The sequence below is a fragment of the Sphingomonas leidyi genome, assembly GCF_011761945.1.
Taxonomy (GTDB): Bacteria; Pseudomonadota; Alphaproteobacteria; order Sphingomonadales; family Sphingomonadaceae; genus Sphingomonas; species Sphingomonas leidyi.
On the sequence record NZ_JAASQV010000003.1, the window covers coordinates 221,573 to 242,053 of the forward strand.

Sequence of the window (20,481 nt, forward strand, 5' to 3'; positions counted from 1 at the left end):
ATTCCCCGCCCGCCACGGAACGGGAAGCGCCCCGTCACCACCGCCCGCCGACCACCCGGTCGATGATCGCGTCGTCCGCCGGGATCTGCCGGTCGAGCATCAGCATCGCCAGCCCGTGCGCGCAGGACCAGGCGTGGATGGCGATCACGTCCGGGTCGCCGCCATGCTCGGCCGCCGCGGCGCGGGCGTTTTCCCTCAGGAACGCCATCGCACTGTCTTCATGCGTCAGCGCCGAGGAATCCATGTCGGGATTGGCGAAGATCAGCCGGAACAGTGCCGGATTGGCCAGCGCGAACCGGACATAGGCGGCACCGGTGGCCGCGAAGCCCGCCTTGCCGCCGCCGGCGCGATCGGCCGCTTCGTGCTGCGCCTCCGACAGCCGCCGGAGCCCCTCGCCCGCCAGCGCGGTCATCAGCGCCTTCTTGTCGGGGAAATGCCGGTAGAGCGCCGTCGCGCTCACGCCCACGGTCCGGGCGATCTCGCGCAGGCCGAGATCGTCTGCGGCGCGTGTCTCCAGCAATCTCAGCCCGGCCTCAAGCGCTGCCGTACGCAGATCGCCATGATGATAGGCCTTGCCGCTTTCAGATGTTGACACTGTTATCATTTGCTCGCTATGTAAACAGCGTCAACATAGTCCCGGAGGCGACAATGGCAAGCGCGATCGAACTGGACCAAGCGACCGATCACCCCTTCCTCACCGGCATCCACGCGCCGATGCGCGCGGAGCTGACCCTTACCGAGCTTCCCGTCACCGGCACGATCCCGCCGGCGCTGAACGGCCAGTATATGCGCATCGGCCCCAATCCGGTGAACCCGGACCCCAGGGGCTATCACTGGTTCGTCGGCGACGGCATGGTCCATGGCCTCGCGATCCGGGACGGGAAGGCGCAATGGTATCGCAACCGCTGGATCCGTTCGACTCCGGCCGCCGCGGCGTTGGGCGAGCCTCCTGCCCCCGGGCCGCGCCATGGCCGCTTCGACACGGTGAACACCAATGTCGTCGAGATCGCCGGCGAAATCCTGGCGCTGGTCGAGGCCGGCAGTACGCCGGTCACCCTGTCGCGCGACATGGAGCGCCAGGCCTATTCCGATTTCGGCGGCACGCTGGCGGGCACCTTCACCGCCCATCCCCACCGCGATCCGCTGACCGGCGAGCAGCATGCGATCACCTATGCCGCCATGGTGCCCGATACCGTGCACCATGTCGTGATCTCGGCCAAGGGCAGCGTAGTGCGCGAGGAGCCGATCGCGGTAGAGCACGGCCCCTCGATCCATGATTGCGCCTTCACCGCGCGCTACGCGGTGGTGATGGACCTGCCCGTGACCTTCTCGCTGGCGGAAGCGATGCAAGGGACCCGCTTCCCCTATCGCTGGAACCCCGAGCATCGCGCCCGGATCGGCCTGCTCGCCCGCGACGGGCGGGGCGAGGATATCATCTGGATCGAGATCGACCCCTGCTACATCTTCCATACCGCCAACGCCTATGACCTGCCCGACGGCCGGGTGGTGCTCGACGCAGTGACCTATGACACGATGTTCGCCGGCGCGCCGGGCGGTCCCGACCAGAGCCCGCGCGGGCTCGAGCGGTTCGTGCTCGATCCCGCGACGCGCACTGCCGAGCGGCGCATCCTCGATTCCGCGCCGCAGGAATTCCCCCGCCCCGACGAGCGGCGCTTCGGCCGGCCCTATCGCTATGCCTATACGATGGCGCTGCCCGACAACGGCTTCGCGATCGCCGGGACGCGGCTCTACAAGCACGACCTGGCGGACGGCACCCGCCAGGTCCACGACTTCGGCCCGGACCAGCACCCGGGCGAGTTCGTCTTCATCCCCGCCGCGCCCGATTCGGCCGAGGACGAGGGATGGCTGGTCGGCCTGGTGGTCGACCTGCCGAACGAAACGACCGACCTGGTGATCCTCGACGCGCACGACTTCGCGGGCGCGCCGGTGGCTCGCATCCGCCTGCCGCACCGGGTGCCGCCCGGCTTCCACGGCAACTGGATCGCGGATTGAGGAACGCGCTCCCCTCCCCCGCAAGGGAGGGGAGCTATATTCGCCTTTTCCCTTCCCAGCCTAACCACTCGCTAACCAGCGCCGGTCTACACCTTCCGGGTGAACAGCCAGACGACCTCGCAATTCGCCCGGCCGCGCATCGATGCGCGTGCGCTTCTGGGCCTGTACGACCCGGCGGACACCACCGACTGGGGGCCGATCCGCGCCGCCCAGCTCCATGCCGGCAGCCAGCTGGCCCTGTTCATGCTCGCGGCCAATGTGATCGGCGCCTCGCTCGTCACGATGATCCTCGCCCCGCTGGTGCCGCTGTGGCAGCTGGCGAGCTGGGGCGCGATCGTCGCCGCGGCCGGCACCGCGGTCGCCTTCCGGCGCCTCGCCAGGCGCCATCGCACCGCCGTCACCGCCACGCTCGGCGACGTGCGCGACACCGTGCTCGACGGCGTTGCGCTGGGCGCGGTCTGGTCGATCCCGCCCCTCGCCTTCGGCCATCTGGTGGATGCCAGCGCCGCGCTCGGCCTGTGGATCGTCGTGTCGCTGCTGATGACCGCCAGCGCCGTCGCCATGGCCGCGCTGCCGCTCGCAACCATCACCTTCGTCTCGATCGTGGGCACCGCGCTGGTGGTTACGCTGTCGCTGATCGCCTCGCCGATGCTCGCCGCCGCCTCTGCGCTGTTCACCGTGCTGCTCGTCATGGCCACCTTCGCGCGCGGCAAGGCGCTCGTCGTGATCCGTGCCGGCGAGATGGCGATCGCCGAACGCGACGAGACGCTGAGCCTGCTCCTGCGCGAGAACGAACGCGAGGGCGAGGCGGACTGGCTGTGGGAAATCGATGCGCAACGCCGCGTCGCCCGCGCCAATCCGCGCTTCTCCAAGTCGCTGGGCGTCGATCCCAAGGCGATCAACGGCATGCCCTTTCTCCAGGTGCTCGCGGGGCCGACCTGGGAAGACGGCAATTTCGCCGCCGGCCTGCGCGACCTGGCCGAGAAGCTGAAGACGCGCGACCCGTTCCACGACCTGCTGCTGCCGGTCTTCGTCAATGGCGAGGAACGCTGGTGGGAGATGTCCGCCAGCCCGCGCTATGACGAGGGCGGCACCTTCATCGGCTTCCGCGGCGTCGGCTCGGACGTGACCGAGGCGCGCGCCTCGGCCGACCAGATCAGCAAGATGGCGCGCTTCGACACGCTCACCGGCCTGCCCAACCGCCTGCTGCTCAACGAGACGCTGGCCCGCGCCATGGCCGAGGCCGAGAAATGGGGCTCGCGCTGCGCGTTCATGATGATCGACCTCGACCGCTTCAAGGCCGTGAACGACACGCTGGGCCATCCGGTGGGCGACCGGCTGCTGATGCGCGTCTCCGAGCGGCTGAAGCAGTTGATGAGCGAGAACGAGATGGTCGGCCGGCTGGGTGGCGACGAGTTCGCCGTGGTGGTGCGCGACGCGACCGACACGGCGGGCATCGAGCGGCTGGCCCAGGCGATCATCGACACGGTCTCGCGCCCCTATGAGATCGACCAGAACACGCTGTTCATCGGCGCCTCGGTCGGCCTGGCCGTGGGGCCGCGCGACGGGCGCACCGCCGAGATGCTGATCCGCTCGGCCGACCTGGCGCTCTATCGCTCCAAGGATACCGGCGGCGGCGCCTTCCATTGCTACGAGCCGCAGCTGCACATGGCTGCCGAGGAGCGCCGCGTGCTCGAGATCGCGCTGCGCAGCGCCGTCGAGAATGGCGAGATGCACCTCAACTACCAGCCGGTGGTGCTGGCGGACACCGGCTCGCTGGCCGGCTTCGAGGCGCTGCTGCGCTGGACCCATCCCGAGTTCGGCGTGGTCTCGCCCGCCAAGTTCGTGCCCCTGGCCGAGGATGCCCGGCTGATCCCCGCGATCGGCGAATGGGTGCTGCGTACCGCATGCAAGGAAGCCGCGCGCTGGGATGCCGATGTGCGCGTGGCAGTGAACGTCAGTCCCGAACAGCTCCACTCGCCGAGCTTCGCCACCATGGTGGCGCAGGCGCTCGCCCAGTCCGGTCTGCCGCCCGAGCGGCTCGAGCTGGAAGTGACCGAGAGCGTGTTCATGCGCGAAGGGACCCAGGCGATCCACGTGCTGGAAAAAGTGCTCGAGCTGGGCGTGCGCCTGAGCCTCGACGATTTCGGCACGGGCTATTCCTCGCTCGGCTATCTGGCCCATACCCGGTTCAGCTCGATCAAGATCGACCGCAGCTTCGTCCAGGGCGCATCCAAGGGCACCAAGGAAGCGATCGCCATCATCCGCGCAGTCGTGGCGCTGGCCGACAGCCTGGGCATGGCGACCACGGCCGAGGGCGTGGAGACCGAAGAGGAGCACCGGATGGTGCAGCAGCTCGGCTGCACCAAGGTGCAGGGCTATTATTTCGGCCGCCCGCTCCCCGTGCAGGAAGCCCGCGCGCTCGCCACCCGCCCGCGGGGCGGCGCCAGCGCCGCCGCCTGAGACGGCGGCGCCGGCAGGTCACTTCGCCGGCCCGGTCCGGCTGGGCTCGGTCGGCAGCGGGCGCCGCGGGAAGGGCTTGTCCGCATTCGCTGCGTTCCACAGGAAGCTCGCCAGGATGATCGAGGCCTGGCGCATGTCGTCGGCGTCGAGATGGTCGAACGTGTCCATCGAAGTATGGTGCATCCGGCCATAGTCGTTCCAGTCCTGGATGAACTGGAAGCCCGGCACCCCGACCATCTGCATATATTCATTGTCCGGCCCGGTATTGTCCGACGCGGCGACCGTGGTGGCGCCCATCGATGCGAAGGGCGCAAGCCAGGCCTGGAAGATCGGCACCGCCGCCAGGTTGCGATAGGCATAGACGCCGCGGATCTTGCCCGAGCCGTTGTCGAGATTGAAATAGACCGACAGCTCGCCCCAGGTCGGCCGCTTGACGATCGGCCAGCTGGTCGAGTGGAGCCAGAAGCGGCCGTTCGCGCCCACCTTGGGCTCGGCCGGCGGCACGCGCTGCGCGAGCCGTTCCTCGACAAAGGCCGAGCTGCCGATCATCCCCTGCTCCTCCGCCCCCCACAGCGCGAAGCGGATGGTGCGGCGCGGGCGCGGCATCTTCGAGAGGATGCGCGCGGCCTCCATTACCATCGCCATGCCCGCGCCATTGTCCGCCGCGCCGTCCGCCGCCGCCGAACTGTCGAGATGCGCCCCGGCCATCACATAGGCTGCCTTGGGATCGCTGCCGGGGATCTCGGCAAAGATGTTGTAGGCCTGGGGATCGCTGTCGTCATAATGGACCACGCTCTCGATCGCGAGCGTCGGCGCCTGCCCCGCATCGGCGAGGCGGACGAGGCGGCGATAGTCCTCCGCGGCGATCTCCACCGCGGGCAAGGGCGCCTCGTCGCCCGGCGCGAAGCGATAGCCGTCGCCCATCACCAGCTTGCCGTCGCGCTTGGTCACCCGAGCATAGGCGAGCGCCCCCTCCGCCTTCAGGAAGTCCTCCATCTGGCGCGGGAAGAAATAGGATTTCTCCAGATAGGCCTTGCCGTCGGACGAGAATTTCGGCGGCTCGTACACGGCCAGCCTGGCGAATTCGTCCGCCGACAGGCGCGAGGCGGCCGGCGGGGTGTGGATGTCGTCGATGCTCGAGACCAGGACGATCCTGCCCGCCAGCTTGCCCTTCCACTGCGCGAAATCCGCCTTGCTCGTCATCGGCGCGAAGACGATCGGAGCAGTGATCACTCCGTTCGTGCCCGGCGTCCAGCTGATCGGGATGGCGGTGAGCGCGAGCGGCCGGGGCGCGATCATCCGCACGCTCGAGCGCTCCATCCACCAGCCGCGCCCGAAGGGGAACCCCTGCTTGTGCACATTGGCGAGGCCCCAGCCGCGGAACTTCTCCTGGGTCCAGGCCTCGGCCTTGCGCGCGCCGGGCGAATTGGTGAGCCGGCTGCCGATCTCGTCGCTCAGATAGCGCGCGATCTCCATCACTTCGCCATGCCGCTGGCCCTCGTCGACGATGCGATCGGTCATGTCGAGGTCCACGGCCTGGCCGCGGACCACGAGCGGCGCCACGCCGAGCGCCAGCGCGAGCAGCGCCGCGCCGCCGCGCGGGAGAAGACGGTTCGATCGGTTCTTCATGTCGCTCACCATGCCTTGCGCAGCGAGACGCTGACGAAGCGACCCAGCGGCGAATAGTTGGTCGAATCATAATTGACCGTGGTGTCGTCGAACGGCGCCAGATAGGGCGGCCGCGCGTTGGTCAGATTGTTCACGTACAGCCCGAACTCGAAGCCCTTCAGCGGCCCATGGGCCGCCGGCGCCTTCCACATCAGCGACAGGTCGAGCGTGGTCATCCCTTCCCTCGGCACCGGCGGTGCCACGTTCAGGTCGGTGATCCCCCCGGCATAGTTGGCGAACAGCGTGCCGGTGAACGCGCCGAAATGCCCGGTCGCGCCGCCGCGGGCGCGGAACCGCGGGGGATTGAAGTTGGTGCCGGCGAGCTGGGTGAGCGGCGCGCTCGTGCTGTTGCGCTGGTTGCTGCGCAGCCAGCTCGCCTGGCCCGAGAGCGTCACGTCGCCGGTCGCGATCGGAATCCGATAGCTGCCGACCAGGTCGACGCCCTTGATCCGCTGGCGCGCGGCATTGACGAGCTGGTTGCGGATGACCGCCACCACTTTCGCCGGATCATAGGGCTTGCCGGTGTAGTTGCCGAGGCCCCTGCTGTCGCGCGCGATCACCGCTGCCTGCTGGGCCGGGGTCGGCGCATAGTCGATGAATTCCTGCAGCGCCGGATTGTCGAGCACCTTCAGCGTGGCGTTGCTCACCGGCTGGACCACCCGATCGGTATAGTCGATGTCGAAATAGGTCGCCGACAGCTTCAGGCCCGGCACCGCCCGGGGATGCAGGTCGAGCGTCGTCGACAGGGTGCGCGCCCGCTCCGGCTTCAGATCGCGATTGCCGCCCGAAGTGAGCAGCACCGTCGAGCCCGCGGGATAATTGCCGCCGTAGAAGAGGGCGGACTGGAGCCCGACCCTGAACACCTGGAATTCGTTGCGCAGCGTCGGCGCCTTGAACGAACGGCCCCAGGAAAGCTTGAGATCGAGATCCGGCGCCGGCGCATAGACCAGGCCGAGCTTGGGCGTGGTGACGCCGTCGAAGCGATCATATTCCTCGTGGCGCAGGGCGGCCGAAAGGGTCAGCTGGTACAGAAAGGGCGAAGCATTGGCGGCGGAGACCAGCGGCACCGAAAGCTCGCCGAAACCATAGAAATTCCCCCGCCCATCGCCCGTCGGCACGGCGGAAGTGGCGGAATAGACCCGCAGATGGTTGAAGCGATAGCCGCCGCCCACCGCCAGCCGCACATCGCCCCCGGGAATCGCGAACAGCCGGCCATCCAGGTCCAGCTCGCCGCCATAGGCGTAATTGTCGTAGATGCTGCTGCCGCCGTCGTTGTAGCCGGTCACCTTGTCGATATAGTCGTCGAAACGGCGCGTCTTATTGGCGCCGTACGACGCGCTGAGCGAGGCCTTCCAATCACCGGACAGGCGCCAGGCCAGCGTCGGCGAGATCGCATAATTCTCGTTGCTGAACCGCGTCGTCGCGGCGAAGGCGACGGTCGAATATTCGGCGCCGTCGCTGTGGCGCCAGCTGTACAGGCCATCGATGCTGAAGGTCAGGCGATCGGTGATGTCCTGGTGCGCGGTGACCAGTCCGCTGAAATGCTTGTGCGCATCGAGCAGCGTGTTGGGGCCGACGACGTAGCGGGTATAGTCGCGCTGGTCCGATCGCACTGCGTTCTGCCGGTCATATTGCAGGGCGACCAGTGCGCCGCCGCTGCCCCAGCGGCCGCCGCCGACTGCGCCATATTCCTGCAGGAACCCGCCGCCATCGGTGGACGTGCCGAAGCGAAGGGATGTGCTCACGCCCTCGAAGTCGCGCCGCAGGATGATGTTGGCGACCCCGCCGACCGCATCCGATCCATAGAGCGCGGAAGCGCCGTCGGGCATGACCTGGAGCTCCGCCACCGCATCGAGCGGAATCGCCGAGACGTCGACCGCCTGGGCGGTTCCGTCATAGGGAAGCCGGCGGCCGTTCAGCAGGGTGAGCGTCGCATCCGGGCCGAGGCCGCGCAGGTTCAGCGCGGAGGAGCCGGACGCATTGGTGTTGGCGGTCGTGCCGGCCTGAAACCGCGCACCCGGATTCTGCCCGCCACTATAGTTGCTGGGGATGTTGCGGATCACTTCGCCCAGGTCGCGCTGCCCGGCCTCGCGCATCCCGCGCTGGTCGATCCGGAGGACCGGCGAGGCGACGGGCGCCCCGGCGATATGGGTGCCGGTGACGACGATCTCCTGCTCGGCCATCACCGCCTTTTCGAGACCCGGGTCGGCATCCTGCGCGGCGGCGGTGCTTGCCGTCGCAGCGACGACGATGAATACGCCGCGCGCGCTGCGGGAAACGCTCAGCCCCGATCCGCGGATCAGCGCCGCGATCGCCGCATCGGCCGTATAGGAGCCGCGCAGCGCATTGCTGCGTTTGCCGCGCACCACTTCGCCACGGAACACGATCTGCTCGTGCGTCACGCCTGCCACGGTCTTGAGGGCGGCCTCCATGTCCTGTGCGGGAATGTCGAGCAGATAGCTGGCCTGTGCCTGTGCCGATGCCGGTGAAAGGCAGCTCGCGGCCACCGTCACTGCAGCCCCCATGCGAAGCAACGCCATCGATCCCCTCATCTCTGTTCCCCTGTATCGCTCCTCGTTCGCCGGGAGCTTCCGGGAAGAAAGACGCACGAGGCGCGATATCGCGAAATGCCCGCGCCCCGGACTGTCCCGCCCCTCCCTTCCGGGGGAACGGCGCTAGCGCCCGGGAGCGCGCAGGATCACGGTTTCGCCGCGACGAAGCTTCCGCAATCCGTAGAGCGTGACGACACCGTCGATGAAGGCCTCGGTATCGCCGGCATTGAACGTTCCGCTTACCGGCAGCGCGGCGGTGACAGGGTCCTCGATCGCGAGGCTGGCGCCGGAATAGCGGTTGACCCGCTCCACCGCGACTCCCAGCGGCTCGTCCGAGAAGACGAGCTGTCCCTGCTCCCAGGCAGAACTGCGTGCCGTGTCCACCGTCTCGAGCCGCGCCGCCGCCGAAGCGCCGGTCGGCACGATCAGCGCGGTGCTTGGGGCGAGCATCCGATCCGCCGGCGTCCGGCCATCGCCCTGCAGCACGACGTGCCGCGGCGCCTGATCGGCAGGCCCATCCTCGAGCACCGAGACCGAGCCCTGGTAGAGCACCACTCGCATCTCGGCCCGGAACAGTTCGACGCTGAACGCGGTTCCCGTCGCCACCACCATCCGATCGCCGGCCGTAACCGTGAAGGGCCGCCGCGGGTCCTTGGCGACTTCGAACCGCGCCCGCCCGGCCAGCAGGCGCAGCGCACGGCGCTCGCCGTCATAGCGCACTTCGACGGCGCTCGCCGCATCGAGGGAGAGCCGCGATCCATCGTCCAGCATGACCATGCGGCGCTCGCCGATGCCGGTCCGGAAGGTTTCACCCCGCGGATAGAAATGAAACGTGGCAACGATCAGCAGAAGGCAGGCAGCGAGCGCCCCCAGCGCGTGGCGCAGTTCCGGCCTCCAGCCGCGCGGCGATTGCCGATCGGCCTGGCTCAGCGCCTTCAGCGCATCCGCGCGGGCCGCGACCAGTTCGGGGGCTTCCGCAGCCGCGCCCGCCATTCGCCACGCCCGCTCCACGCTCGCAAGCGCCGCGCGATTGGCCGGATGCGCCTCGAGCCACAATTCGAGCTCGAGTTCCTCCTCCAGGTCGATCGGCCCTTCGTGGAACCGCATCAACCACGCCGCCGCCTGTTCGCGGGCCGCTTCGAGATCGCCGCCGCTCACCGGAACGCCTCCATGGAGGTAGCCAGCGCCTCCAGGGCGCGCTGGACATGAATCTCGACCATGCGAACCGACAGGCCAAAGCTCTCCGCGATCGTGCGCTTGTCGATATGCTCGATGCGATACAGCGTGAAAATCCTTCGTGTCTTCTCGGGCAGCTCGGCGATCGTGCGCGCGACGAGATCGAGATTCTCCCGCCCTTCGGCAACGCGATGGGGATCGAGCGGATCGATGCCCAGAAAGTCCTCGATTGCCCGGGCTTCCCGATAGCTGGTGCGCACGCGCTCGCGCCGCCCCTTGTCGCGCAGCAGGTTTGCCGCGATCCGGAAGACATAGGCATCCGCCATCGGCGCTTCGCGCTTCGGATCGCGTATGATGCGGAAGAAGACGTCCTGAGTCAGGTCCTCGGCTTCGGGCAGGGTTTGTACGCGCCGGGCAAAGAACGCGACCAGCGCCCGGCGCAAACGCCGGTCGTTCTCCGTCAGCTCCTGTCGCACGGCCTTGTTCAACGGCTTCACACCCTCCGACAGCATAACGCGCGGCATTGCGGAATCCGAAACGGGAAATCGCGGCGACCATCCGCCTGGCGACGTCCCGGCGCCGTCATCAAGCGCGAGCAGCGCCCTCCCCGCGCTCGCACCGACGCGGCGATGACAGGGTAGATATAGAATTCTTCCATATATTACAGAGTATTAAGTCAAATCGAACAGCACGCTTGCTCAGGCCGATCCGCCGCGCTACACGCGCTCTCCGCACAGGGGCGTAGCTCAGCTGGTTAGAGCGTCGGTCTCCAAAACCGAAGGCCCTCGGTTCGAATCCGAGCGCCCCTGCCACTTCCGATCCGCCATGCGATGTTCTTCATCCCGGCGATGTGCGGAAAGCGCTCGAAGCCCCGGATGCCGGCCGCCCGCTCCGGGCACCGATCGGATGCCGGCCGTTCTCACAAAAAAGGGGCCAGCCAGGCGAATTGGCTGACCCCGATCCGGGAAGCGGAGGGAAGCTGGCCCGGAAGCGTCAGAAGGCCAGCCGCGCACCCAGGACGAACTGACGGCCGCTATGCGTGAGCACGTTGAGACGATTGGTCGCGTCGACGAACTGGTCGTTCAGTTCGTCGGTGAGGTTGATCATCTCCAGGCTGACCTTGAACTTGTCGGTGATGTTGTACGAGACCTGCGCATCGATGTTGGTCGTCGCGTTGGTGCCGTTGTACGAATTGCCTTCCGTGCCCGGCACCGCGGTCAGATATTTGGAGCGATAGGCAACCGAACCGCGGATCGAGAATTTCCTGGTCTCGAAATAGAGCGTGCCGTTGGCGGCATGCTTGGACAGGCCGAGCAGCGGCGCCTTCACCGTGGTCGAGCCGTTGGCCGAAGTCAGATATTCGATGTCCGAGCTGACATAGGTGTAGTTCGCCAGCACGCCGAAGTTGCTGAGGAAGCCCGGCAGGAAGCTGAAAGGCTGCTGCACATTGACCTCGAAGCCGCGCAGCAGGCCGCCCTTCGAGTTGACCGGCTGGCTGACGATGAAGGCGTCGGTGGGGCTCGCGGTAGTGCCGTCGAGCAGCGAGGCGGGCAGGCCCAGGTCGCTGAAGGGCACCGTGGTACTCAGCGTCTGGACGAAGGTGCCGATGTCCTTCTGGAACACCGAGACGGCATAGATCGCGCCGCGCGTCGGATACCATTCGATCGAGGCGTCGAGATTGGTCGACTTGGTCGGCTTCAGGTCCGGGTTGCCCGAGCTGAAAGTGCGGTTGCCGCCCGAGACGTTGAGGTTGCCGCCCGGGGTCAGCGAGCCGATGCCGGCGCGGGCGATCGTCTTGGCGGCGGCGAAGCGCACCATCAGATTGTCGCGCACATCGACGACGAGATTGGCGGACGGCAGCCAGTTCGCATAGCTGCGGTCCGCGCCCACCAGGTTCACCGTGCTGCCCTGGCTGGCATAGCCGGTGGAGAACTGGTCGGTCTTCACATAGCGAAGGCCGGCGTCGCCGCGGATCGGGATGCCGGCATTGGCGAAGTTGAACTCCGCCATGCCCCAGGCGCCCAGATCCTCCTCGCGCACGGTGACGAACGAGCCGCGCGCGGTGGCGTTCTCCACCCCGCCGATGGCATAGGTCGGGTTGGTGTAGGTATTGAGATAGGCCTGGAACGCCGCGAGATCCGGCACCACCCAGGAAGTGGGCGTGCCCGCGGGAACGTTCAACCCGCGGCCGAAGCCCGAGAAGACCGTGGTCAGCGGGGCGAGCTGCGCCGCGGTAAGCGTGGTCACCACCGTCTCGCCCTGCAGGCGGCGCTGCTCGGTGGAGCCATAGTCGAACCGGCGCCAGTCGACGCCCGCCTTGAGCTTCAGCTCGGGCGAGGCCGTCCATTCTAGGAAGCCCTTGGCGTTGGTGAAGCTGTTGTCGACGGTCTGCGGCCGGATGCGGACTTCCGAAGTGCCGTTGGTGAAGGCGAAAGTCGCGGGGCTGGTGACATCGACGCCCGGCCGGATCGTGGGGAAGCGCGTCGAGAAATCATAGTAGAAGCCGTTGGTGTTCGCGGCGTCGATCGTCACCGTGGTCTGGATCGGGTTGCGGAACTGCGAGCTCGAATAGCCCACCACCGCGCCGAACTTCAGCGACTCGCCGATCTTCTGGTCGAGCGTGCCGGTGAGCTGGTAGAAGTCGGTGACCAGCTTGTCGTAGCGCGACTGGGTGCGCAGATCGACATTGTCGAACGTGCCGCTGATGATGTTGCGATTGGCGTCGACCGTGCCCGAGCGGATGATCGTCTGCGGCTTGCCGGTGCCCGAGCGGCTGAAGCTGATCGCCTGGAACTGCGCTTCCTGGCGGGTGCCGTCGAGCCGCGAATAGAGGCCGTCGATCGAGATCAGCGTCTTCTGGGTCGGCTGGAACTGCACGCCCAGCGCCGCGCCCAGGCGCTTCTGCTCGATCGCATAGCTCACCAGGCCCGGGATGCGCGGGTGATAGAGCGCGGTGGCGGGGTTGGTGTCGTTGATCTGGGCTATCGTCTTCCCCGCGATCGTCGAGGCGGCGTTGAACCCGCCGTTGAACCCGCCATAGGTCCAGCGGGTGATGTTCGCACCCTCCTCGACCAGGGCGCGCTCCTCATAGGCGACCGAGAGCAGCACGCCGAAGCGCCCATCCGCGGTGCTGGTGGTAAGCAGCGTCGAGACGCGGGGCTTGGCCTTGCGGGCAAGATCGTTGTAGCTCGCCGCCGCCTGGATCACCGCGGTCGGCTTGCGATAGTCGAACGGACGTGCGGTCTGGAGATCGACCGTGCCGCCGAGCGAGCCCTCCTCCACGTCTGCAGTGGCCGTCTTGCGCACGGCCAGGCTGTTGAACAGGTCCGACGAGAAGATGTTGAAGTCGAAACCGCGGCCACGGTTCACGCCGCCCGAATTGTCGGTGCCGCCGGTGGTGCCGATCGCTTCCATGCCGTTGATGCGTACGCGGCTATATTCCGGGCCCAGGCCGCGGATGGAAATGTTGCGGCCCTCGCCGTTGACGCGGCTGATGGCGACGCCCGGGATGCGCTGGAGCGATTCCGCGAGGTTGAGATCGGGGAATTCCGCGATGTCCTCGGCCTTGATCGCGTCGATCGTCGCGGTCTCGCTGCGCTTCAGGTTGAGTGCGCTGTTGAGGCTGGCGCGAAATCCCTTCACCACGATCTCGTTGCCCGCGCCTTCGTCCTGGACGGGCACCGACGCCGCGGCCGAATCGCCGGCGGCATCCTGCGCACGCGCGTCGGCAGCCGCGAGGACGGCGGCCGCGCCAGACAAAGCGAGGACGGATTTCAGGATTCGGGTGCGGGACATCGCCTTCAGTCTCCCCATGAGATTCCGCTTCTTTGGCGAGCGGATTTGATTGCAGGCTGGTTAGCCGTGAAGGCGCGCGACAGGCCAACCTCAATCGAACATGGATCGATGCGCTTCTTGCACTGATCCGCACGGTCTCGAAGCAAGATGGCCATGATCAAGCCAAGTCGGGACTGGATCGTTCCCGTTTTTGGCTTGGACCCGCTCCCCGCTGCCCGGTAGGCCTGCAAAGCCGTCAACGCGCAGGCAACAGGCGCGCAGCGCGAAGGAGAGAGACTTGACCGAGGGCAGCCGGCCCACGCGCGTGCGCCATGCGATCATCGCACTGATCTTCCTGATCACCAGCGTGAACTATGCCGATCGCGCAACCTTCTCGATCGCAGGCAATGCGGCGGCGGGCGAGTTGGGGCTCACCCCCGTGCAGACCGGCTATATCCTCTCGGCCTTCGCCTGGGCCTATGCGCTCTCGCAGATCCCGGGCGGGCTGCTGCTCGACAGGTTCGGTACCAAGCGCGTCTATGCCGCCGCGATCGCGCTCTGGTCGATCTTCACCGCCAGCCAGGGCCTTGCGGGACTGGTGCCGATCCTTTCCGCCACTGCGATGCTGTTCGCGCTGCGCTTCCTGGTCGGCCTGGCCGAGGCGCCGTCCTTCCCGGGCAATGCCCGGCTCGTCGCCGCCTGGTTCCCCGCCGCGGAACGCGGCACCGCCTCGGCGATCTTCAACTCGGCGCAATATTTCTCGATCGTCGCCTTCGTGCCGCTGATGGGCTGGCTGGCGCACAGTTTCGGCTGGCGATCGGTGTTCTGGACGATGGGCGGGCTGGGCCTGCTCGCCACCCTCGCCTTTCTCCGCTTCATCCACAGCCCGGCCAGGCACCCCGCGATCAACCGGGCGGAACTCGGCCATATCGAGGCCGGCGGCGGGCTGATCCACATGGAGGAGCAGGCCGGCAGCTCGGCCGCGTTCGATTGGGCCAATATCGGCAAGCTGATCGCCAACCGGATGATGCTGGGCATCTATCTGGGCCAATATTGCATCAACGTGCTCACCTATTTCTTCGTCACCTGGTTCCCGATCTACCTGGTGAAGGAGCGCGGGCTGAACATCATGCAGGCGGGCTTCGCCGCCGCGGCCCCCGCCCTGTTCGGCTTTGTCGGCGGGCTGGCGGGCGGCTATGTCTCCGATCGCATCCTGAGGCGCACCGGCTCGCTCGACTGGGCGCGCAAGGCGCCGCTCACCATCGGCATGCTGCTCGCCACGGCGATCATCGCCTGTGTGTGGGTGAAGGAGGAGTGGCTGGTCGTCACGCTGATGTCCGTCGCCTTTTTCGGCAAGGGCGTCGCCTCGCTCGGCTGGGCGGTGATGGCGGACGTTGCGCCGAAGAAGCTCGCCGGCCTTTCGGGCGGCGTGTTCAACATGTTCGGCAACATCGCCGGCATCGTCACGCCGATCGTGGTGGGCTATATCGTCGCCGGCACCGGTTCCTTCGACCTCGCACTGGTCTTTGTCGGCGCGCATTGCCTGCTGACGATCTTCGCCTTCCTCGTCATCGCCGGCCCGATCCGCCGGGTGGAGATCGCCGAATGACCGTCGACCGCCGCCAGTTCCTGATCGCAAGCGCCGCCAGTGCGGTTGCCCTGCCCGCTGCCGCGCATGCCGCTCCGGTCCGGCTGATCGCGAAGACCCGGATGGCAGCGCCCGACTGGGCGGTGATGCAGCGCCGGCTGCTCGCCCGCAACGCCGCTGCCTGCGAGGCCTTCTACGCCAAATATGTCGATGCGCGTGGCTGGTTGAAGGTCTTCGCGCGCTGGGGCGCCAATGACGGCCCCGACGACGCGGCCGAGGCGACCAACGACTGGCTGGTGCTGCACGCGCTCGGCGGATCGGACAGGATCCTGACCCTGGCCCAGCGTTTCTGGGAAGGGCATCTCAAGCAATACGCCGCCGCCCGGACGATGGACGTGCCGATCGCGCGGCAGGGCATGTATCATCGGGAATTCCCGGTCCAGATGGACTGGCAGCACAACAGCGAGGGGCTGACGAGCTTCAACGTGATGGGACTCTCGATCCCTCGCGATCCCAGGCTGCTGGCGCGCACGATGCGCTATGCCGATTTCTATACCGGCCGCGACCCCACGGTGCAGAATTACGATCCCGAGCGCCGGATCATCCGCAGCGTGATGAACGGCAGCCGCGGCCCGATGCTGCGAAGGGCGACTCCGCTCGACTGGGCCGGCGACCCGTTCGAGGCGGGCGAGCGCTTCCACATGGAGCATGGCGAGACGACCTATCAGCAGACGCTCGACCATTATAACGAATATGGCGACGTGATCGGCGACAATCCGCTCAATCTGCAGGCGACCACTCTCGGCCTCAACGCCTATGCGCTCGGCGGTGGCGAGCGCTATCGCCGCTGGGCGCTCGACTATCTCGACGCCTGGGTGGAACGAGCCAGGGCGAACAACGATATTTTGCCTAGTCATATTGGGCTGGACGGCAGCGTGGGCGCCCGGTGGTGGCACGGCGTCTATGGCTGGGGCTTCTCGCCGATCGTGCCGCAGACCGGCAAGCGCGAGGACCGCAACCGCGTACCGCGCGCGATCACCGCCTTCTTCAACGGCACGGTGCTGACCGGCGACCTTTCCTATGTCGAATTGTGGCGCCGCCAGAACATGCGAATCAACGAGGCGGGCCGCCAGCGTGACGGCAAGTTCGAGGCGCCGACCATGTATGGCGCCCAGGGCTGGTATGGCTGGAAGCCCGGCCCCTATCGCAGCAACGGCTTCGAGATCTGGTACTTCACGCAGGACCCGAAGGATCGCGCGGCGGCGGGCGAGCATCCCTGGATATCGTTCCTCGAGGGCCGGAACCCCGGCTATCCGACCACGGCGATGCAGGCGGATCTCGACAGGATCGCCGCACGGGAAAAGGCCCAGGCCGACGACCCGACCACGCCCGGCACGCGGCTCGCCGACTGGCCGCTGGACATCACGCCGGCGAGCGTCACCAGCCTGATCCAGCTGATGACCGGCGGACTGCACGTCGCCCGCCCGCCCTGGTCGCCCACCTCGCCCAACCAGGGCGGCGTGCCGCTCCATTGCCGGCTGCGCTATTTCGACGTGGAGAAGCGCCGCGCCGGCGTGCCCCAGGATGTCGCCGCACTGGTCCATGCGCTGGGCGATGCCTCGGCGGAGGTCACGCTGGTCAATCTCGGCGAGGCGCCCCGCACCATGGTCGTGCAGGGCGGCGCCTGGGCCGAGCACCGGATCGAGAGCGTGACGCTTGACGGCATCGAAACCCGGATCGGCCGGCCGGACTTCGCGCTGCGGCTGGAACCGGGCTGCGGCGCGCGGCTCAAGCTGGCGATGCGGCGCTTCGCCAACCGGCCGACGCTGGCGTTTCCGTGGAGCCGCTGAGCGCTGGGGTCCGTACTCGATATCGGCAACGGTCGTGATCGCCCTGGGAAGGCTGCTGGCGAGGAGGGTCGCGCAGTCGCGTAGCGGCGCTACGCGCAAGCGATCCGACGAAGTCCAGGAGCCTTCCCAGGGCGACCCCTTCGGGGCGGGCGGATTTTGGCGCACAGCGGCGTCGCTTGTCGGTCACGATGCTTTGGCATCGCTCCCTCCTCCCTCCTACCTGTGCGCCAAAATCCGCTCCGTCACGGCCATTGCCGATATCGAGTACGGACCCTAGGCCGGCACGTATGTCAGCCTGATCACCTGCTCGCCGATGCGCTCGCTCGCCACCAGCCGCAGCGGCGGCCGGGGACCGGCGAAATAGGGCTTGCCCCCGCCCAGCACGCCGGGGTGCAGGTACATCCGATATTCGTCGACCAGGCCGAGCCGGGTGAGGCTGTGCGCCAGCTCCGGGCCGGAGACTTCGATCACGCCTTCATGCCGCGCCTTCAATTCGCGCACCGCCGCTTCGAGATCCTCTCCGAGAAGCGTGGCATTGGGGCCGACGGACTCCAGGGTGCGCGACGCCACCCATTTCGGCATGCTCCGCCAGGCCGCGGCATAGTCGCGCCGGGGAGCATCCCATTCCGGATGCTCGTCGTCCCAATAGCGCATCACTTCGTACATGCGCCGCCCATAGATGCTGCCGGCCAGGCTCCGCACATCGTCGATGAAATGCCGGAAGAGCACGGGATCGGGCGCGAACGCCAAGTGATCGACATAGCCGTCGAGCGACTGGTTCAACGCATAGACAAGGCTGGCCATGTGCGATCTCCTCCCGATGGAAGCCACAAGTATCGACCCTTGGCTCTTCCGTTCCCCGGCGAAGGCCGGGGCCCAGTCTCGGCGCAATTGGCTGGGGCAGTCAAACCTATCGAACGACATCGCAACCGGGGCCCGGCCGCAGCTCAGCCGCCCGGCTTGATATAGGGCGCGACCGACCAGAGCAGGCGCTCCTCCCGCCGCGGGTCCGCTACCACGCGCGTATCGGTGTCGAAAAGCATCGTCGCACGCCGATCGAGATCGAAACGCGGCCAGGCGGGCACGCTCGCGCAGTTCGGATCGCCGGTGCGGGCAAAGGCGATGAAGGCGTCCGCCATCCGCCCGGCCAGCCGCCGCGCCTCGGGACCGTCCCCCGTGCGGGCGCCCTGCGCGCCGGTGTTGTCGAACACCAGCGGGATATCGAGCGTGTGGAAGGCGCCGAGGATGCCCCCTGCCTCGGGCGCGGGGAAATCGAGCTGATACATCCAGGTGGGCGCCCCGATCCGCGCGCGTTCCTCCGCCTGGATCAGATGGCCGGGCCAGGAGCGGCCCGCCGTGCTTGCCGCCAGCAGGATCTGGCCGGGCGTCCTTTCCGGATAGATCTCGCGGTAGCGCTTCACCACCCAATCGGGCGCGACGTCCTTGGTAACCTGCGCCGCGATCCGCCCGGCCAGATTGTCCCATGTCGTGTCGCCGCGCTTGAGGATGTCGCCGATCCAGAAGCCGGTCTCGTCATGGGTGTTGCCGACGATCAGCGGGATATGCGCCGCCTCGCGCGGAGCATCCGGAACGAAGGGATGGCGCGGAAGCGCGCCGTGATCGAGCGTCGAGACGAAGCTGATCTCGCCCTTCCCCTCCAGCGGATCCGTCATCCCCATCGCCTCGACCAGCCGCTCGACGGGCAGTGCATCGAGCGCGGCGACATCGGCCGCCCCGGCCCTGGCCATCCAGGCCCTGGCGCGGGCCGTGGCATGCATCGGGCCCGCGGCAGTGACGTGCTGGCCGCTCATCGTCGCGGCGCGGTGAAAGAGCGGGCGCGCCTCGGGCATCGCCATCAGGGTCACCACCTTGGCGCCGCCGCCCGACTGGCCGAAGATCGTCACGCGAGAGGGGTCGCCGCCAAAGCCGGCGATATTGTCCCGCACCCATCGCAGCGCCAGCACGATGTCGAGATTGCCGACATTGCCCGATTCCGCCGGGCCGCCGAGCTGGGCGAGATAGGCATAGCCGAGCGCCGCCAGCCGGTGGTTGAGCGTCACCACCACCACATCGCCGCGGCGGACGAGGCGGCTGCCGTCATAGAGCGGGTCGGAACCCGAGCCATGCGCGTGGGCGCCCCCGTGGAGATAGACCATCACCGGGCGCTTCCCGGCGTCGAGCGCCGGGGTCCAGATGTTGAGGAACAGGCAGTCCTCGCCGGCCGGCTCGTCCACCCTGGTCTGCGGCGCGGCTCGGCCATGGCGCGTGGCGTCGGCGATGCCCCGCCAGGGCTGCGGCGGGAGCGCGCGGCGGAAACGGCGAGTGCGGGTATCCGCGCCGTAGCGGACGCCCCTGAAGACGAGCACGCCCTGTTCGTTCACGCCCCGCACCCGGCCATGGCGGGTGGTCGCGACCGGATCGGCGGGCGCCTTGGCCAGCGCCGCGCCGGCGGGGAGCAGCATCGCGCCGCCGATCACTGCGCGCCGGTCGATCACGCGCCCGCCGTCTGCGCGCAGAGCTGCCGCATCGGCTCGAGCGCCGGATTGGCGTTGTCGCGGCGCCACGCCATGTGGAGTTCGACGGGGTTTTCCGGATCGGTGCGCAGCGCGCGGAACTGCACGTCCATCAGATGCAGGCCCGATGCCGATTGCGGCACCAGCGCGGCGGCAAGGCCGGCATGGACGAGGCCGAGCATCGAATGGATCTGCGTGACGTGCTGCACATGGAGCGGCGAGACGCCGGCATCGTCGAAAAGCCGCACCAGCATGTCGTGGAAATAGCCCGCGCCCTGCCGCGCATACATGATCAGCGGCTCGTTATCGAAATCGGCCAGTTCGAAGGTGGGACGGGACTGGCGCGGATCGCCGGGCGGCAGCGCCACCACCAGCGGCTCGCGCAGCACGCACAGCGTGTCGAACTCGTGCCTGTCGACCGGCGGGCGGACGAAACCGATATCGATCAGGCCGGTGAGCAGCGCATCGACCTGGTCGCCGCTCACCATCTCGTGGAGATCGAGATCGATGTTGGGCAGGCTCGCGCGCGCATTGGCGACGATATGCGGGACCAGTCCATAGCCGGAGACGGCGGTAAAGCCGATCGCGACCTTGCCGGCATCGCCCTGCGCGACTCGCCGCGCCGACAGCGAGGCGCTTTCGGCGAGCCGCACGATGCGCCGCGCCTCGATCAGGAAGACCTGGCCAGCGGGCGTCAGGCTCACCTGGCGACTGGTGCGCTCGAGCAGCATGACGCCCAGAATGCGCTCGAGCAGCTGGATCTGCCGGCTGAGCGGCGACTGGGTCATGTTCAGGCGCTGTGCGGCTCGGCCGAAATGGAGTTCCTCGGCCGCGGCGACGAAGCAGCGGAGCTGGCTGAGCTCGAACATGCTCCCGGGTCTATC

General features: G+C 67.8%; 13 protein-coding genes and 1 tRNA gene. 5 read left to right on the forward strand and 9 right to left on the reverse strand.

The features are described 5' to 3' along the window. Window positions 1–34: 34 nt before the first annotated feature. Window positions 35–604, reverse strand: a complete 570-nt coding sequence (locus FHR20_RS16410) for a TetR/AcrR family transcriptional regulator (RefSeq protein ID WP_167300705.1) — start codon at window positions 602–604, stop codon at window positions 35–37. 44 nt (window positions 605–648) lie between these two features. On the opposite strand from FHR20_RS16410, the gene FHR20_RS16415 reads away from it, so the two are divergent. Together FHR20_RS16415 and FHR20_RS16420 are read left to right on the forward strand one after the other, a co-directional pair. Continuing rightward, window positions 649–2,013: an 8'-apo-carotenoid 13,14-cleaving dioxygenase gene (locus FHR20_RS16415; protein ID WP_208413689.1), complete on the forward strand. Its 1,365-nt coding sequence runs from the start codon at window positions 649–651 to the stop codon at window positions 2,011–2,013. A gap of 99 nt (window positions 2,014–2,112) precedes the next feature. Continuing rightward, on the forward strand, window positions 2,113–4,476 hold the full coding sequence (locus tag FHR20_RS16420; RefSeq protein WP_167300707.1) for a putative bifunctional diguanylate cyclase/phosphodiesterase: 2,364 nt from the start codon (window positions 2,113–2,115) through the stop codon (window positions 4,474–4,476). 18 nt (window positions 4,477–4,494) lie between these two features. Here FHR20_RS16420 and FHR20_RS16425 read toward each other — a convergent pair whose 3' ends face one another. From FHR20_RS16425 to FHR20_RS16440, 4 genes are all read right to left on the reverse strand, one after another. After that, on the reverse strand, window positions 4,495–6,105 hold the full coding sequence (locus FHR20_RS16425) for a M20/M25/M40 family metallo-hydrolase (RefSeq protein ID WP_167300708.1): 1,611 nt from the start codon (window positions 6,103–6,105) through the stop codon (window positions 4,495–4,497). A gap of 5 nt (window positions 6,106–6,110) precedes the next feature. Continuing rightward, window positions 6,111–8,684 carry a TonB-dependent receptor gene (locus tag FHR20_RS16430; RefSeq protein ID WP_167300709.1) on the reverse strand — a complete coding sequence of 858 codons (2,574 nt, stop codon included), beginning with the start codon at window positions 8,682–8,684 and terminating at the stop codon, window positions 6,111–6,113. 135 nt (window positions 8,685–8,819) lie between these two features. After that, on the reverse strand, window positions 8,820–9,854 hold the full coding sequence (locus tag FHR20_RS16435) for a FecR domain-containing protein (RefSeq protein ID WP_167300710.1): 1,035 nt from the start codon (window positions 9,852–9,854) through the stop codon (window positions 8,820–8,822). After that, entirely contained in the window at window positions 9,851–10,396 is a 546-nt protein-coding gene (locus FHR20_RS16440) for an RNA polymerase sigma factor (protein ID WP_243857484.1), read from the reverse strand. Before FHR20_RS16440 ends, FHR20_RS16435 begins: the two co-directional genes overlap by 4 nt. A 211-nt stretch (window positions 10,397–10,607) precedes the next feature. Here FHR20_RS16440 and FHR20_RS16445 point away from each other — a divergent pair. Further along, window positions 10,608–10,684, forward strand: a tRNA-Trp gene (locus FHR20_RS16445). A gap of 181 nt (window positions 10,685–10,865) precedes the next feature. Here FHR20_RS16445 and FHR20_RS16450 read toward each other — a convergent pair. Continuing rightward, window positions 10,866–13,667 carry a TonB-dependent receptor gene (locus FHR20_RS16450; RefSeq protein WP_167300711.1) on the reverse strand — a complete coding sequence of 934 codons (2,802 nt, stop codon included), beginning with the start codon at window positions 13,665–13,667 and terminating at the stop codon, window positions 10,866–10,868. 277 nt (window positions 13,668–13,944) lie between these two features. On the opposite strand from FHR20_RS16450, the gene FHR20_RS16455 reads away from it, so the two are divergent. Then, window positions 13,945–15,255, forward strand: coding sequence for an MFS transporter (locus tag FHR20_RS16455; RefSeq protein ID WP_167300712.1), 1,311 nt, complete (start codon window positions 13,945–13,947; stop codon window positions 15,253–15,255). Beyond that, window positions 15,252–17,084, forward strand: coding sequence for a DUF8034 domain-containing protein (locus tag FHR20_RS16460; protein ID WP_167300713.1), 1,833 nt, complete (start codon window positions 15,252–15,254; stop codon window positions 17,082–17,084). Before FHR20_RS16455 ends, FHR20_RS16460 begins: the two co-directional genes overlap by 4 nt. Window positions 17,085–17,357: 273 nt before the next feature. Here the strand turns inward: FHR20_RS16460 and FHR20_RS16465 are convergent, their stop codons facing one another. The 3 genes from FHR20_RS16465 to FHR20_RS16475 form a co-directional block, all read right to left on the reverse strand. Further along, the gene (locus FHR20_RS16465; protein WP_167300714.1) at window positions 17,358–17,888 is read right to left on the reverse strand and encodes a dihydrofolate reductase family protein; all 531 of its coding nucleotides are present in this window, start codon (window positions 17,886–17,888) and stop codon (window positions 17,358–17,360) included. 143 nt (window positions 17,889–18,031) lie between these two features. After that, complete coding sequence (locus FHR20_RS16470) at window positions 18,032–19,579, reverse strand: carboxylesterase/lipase family protein (protein WP_341786468.1); 1,548 nt, start codon at window positions 19,577–19,579, stop codon at window positions 18,032–18,034. After that, entirely contained in the window at window positions 19,576–20,466 is an 891-nt protein-coding gene (locus FHR20_RS16475) for a LysR family transcriptional regulator (protein WP_167300715.1), read from the reverse strand. Before FHR20_RS16475 ends, FHR20_RS16470 begins: the two co-directional genes overlap by 4 nt. Between the last annotated feature and the right edge of the window lie 15 nt (window positions 20,467–20,481).

Excerpts from the sequence above, each read along its gene's own strand:
- FHR20_RS16415 (WP_208413689.1), top strand. The coding sequence starts at position 649 with ATGGCAAGCGCGATCGAACTGGACCAAGCGACCGATCACCCCTTCCTC.
- FHR20_RS16450 (WP_167300711.1), bottom strand. The coding sequence starts at position 13,667 with ATGTCCCGCACCCGAATCCTGAAATCCGTCCTCGCTTTGTCTGGCGCG.
- FHR20_RS16410 (WP_167300705.1), bottom strand. The coding sequence starts at position 604 with ATGATAACAGTGTCAACATCTGAAAGCGGCAAGGCCTATCATCATGGC.
- FHR20_RS16425 (WP_167300708.1), bottom strand. The coding sequence starts at position 6,105 with ATGAAGAACCGATCGAACCGTCTTCTCCCGCGCGGCGGCGCGGCGCTG.
- FHR20_RS16460 (WP_167300713.1), top strand. The coding sequence starts at position 15,252 with ATGACCGTCGACCGCCGCCAGTTCCTGATCGCAAGCGCCGCCAGTGCG.
- FHR20_RS16475 (WP_167300715.1), bottom strand. The coding sequence starts at position 20,466 with ATGTTCGAGCTCAGCCAGCTCCGCTGCTTCGTCGCCGCGGCCGAGGAA.
- FHR20_RS16430 (WP_167300709.1), bottom strand. The coding sequence starts at position 8,684 with ATGGCGTTGCTTCGCATGGGGGCTGCAGTGACGGTGGCCGCGAGCTGC.
- FHR20_RS16440 (WP_243857484.1), bottom strand. The coding sequence starts at position 10,396 with ATGCCGCGCGTTATGCTGTCGGAGGGTGTGAAGCCGTTGAACAAGGCC.
- FHR20_RS16465 (WP_167300714.1), bottom strand. The coding sequence starts at position 17,888 with ATGGCCAGCCTTGTCTATGCGTTGAACCAGTCGCTCGACGGCTATGTC.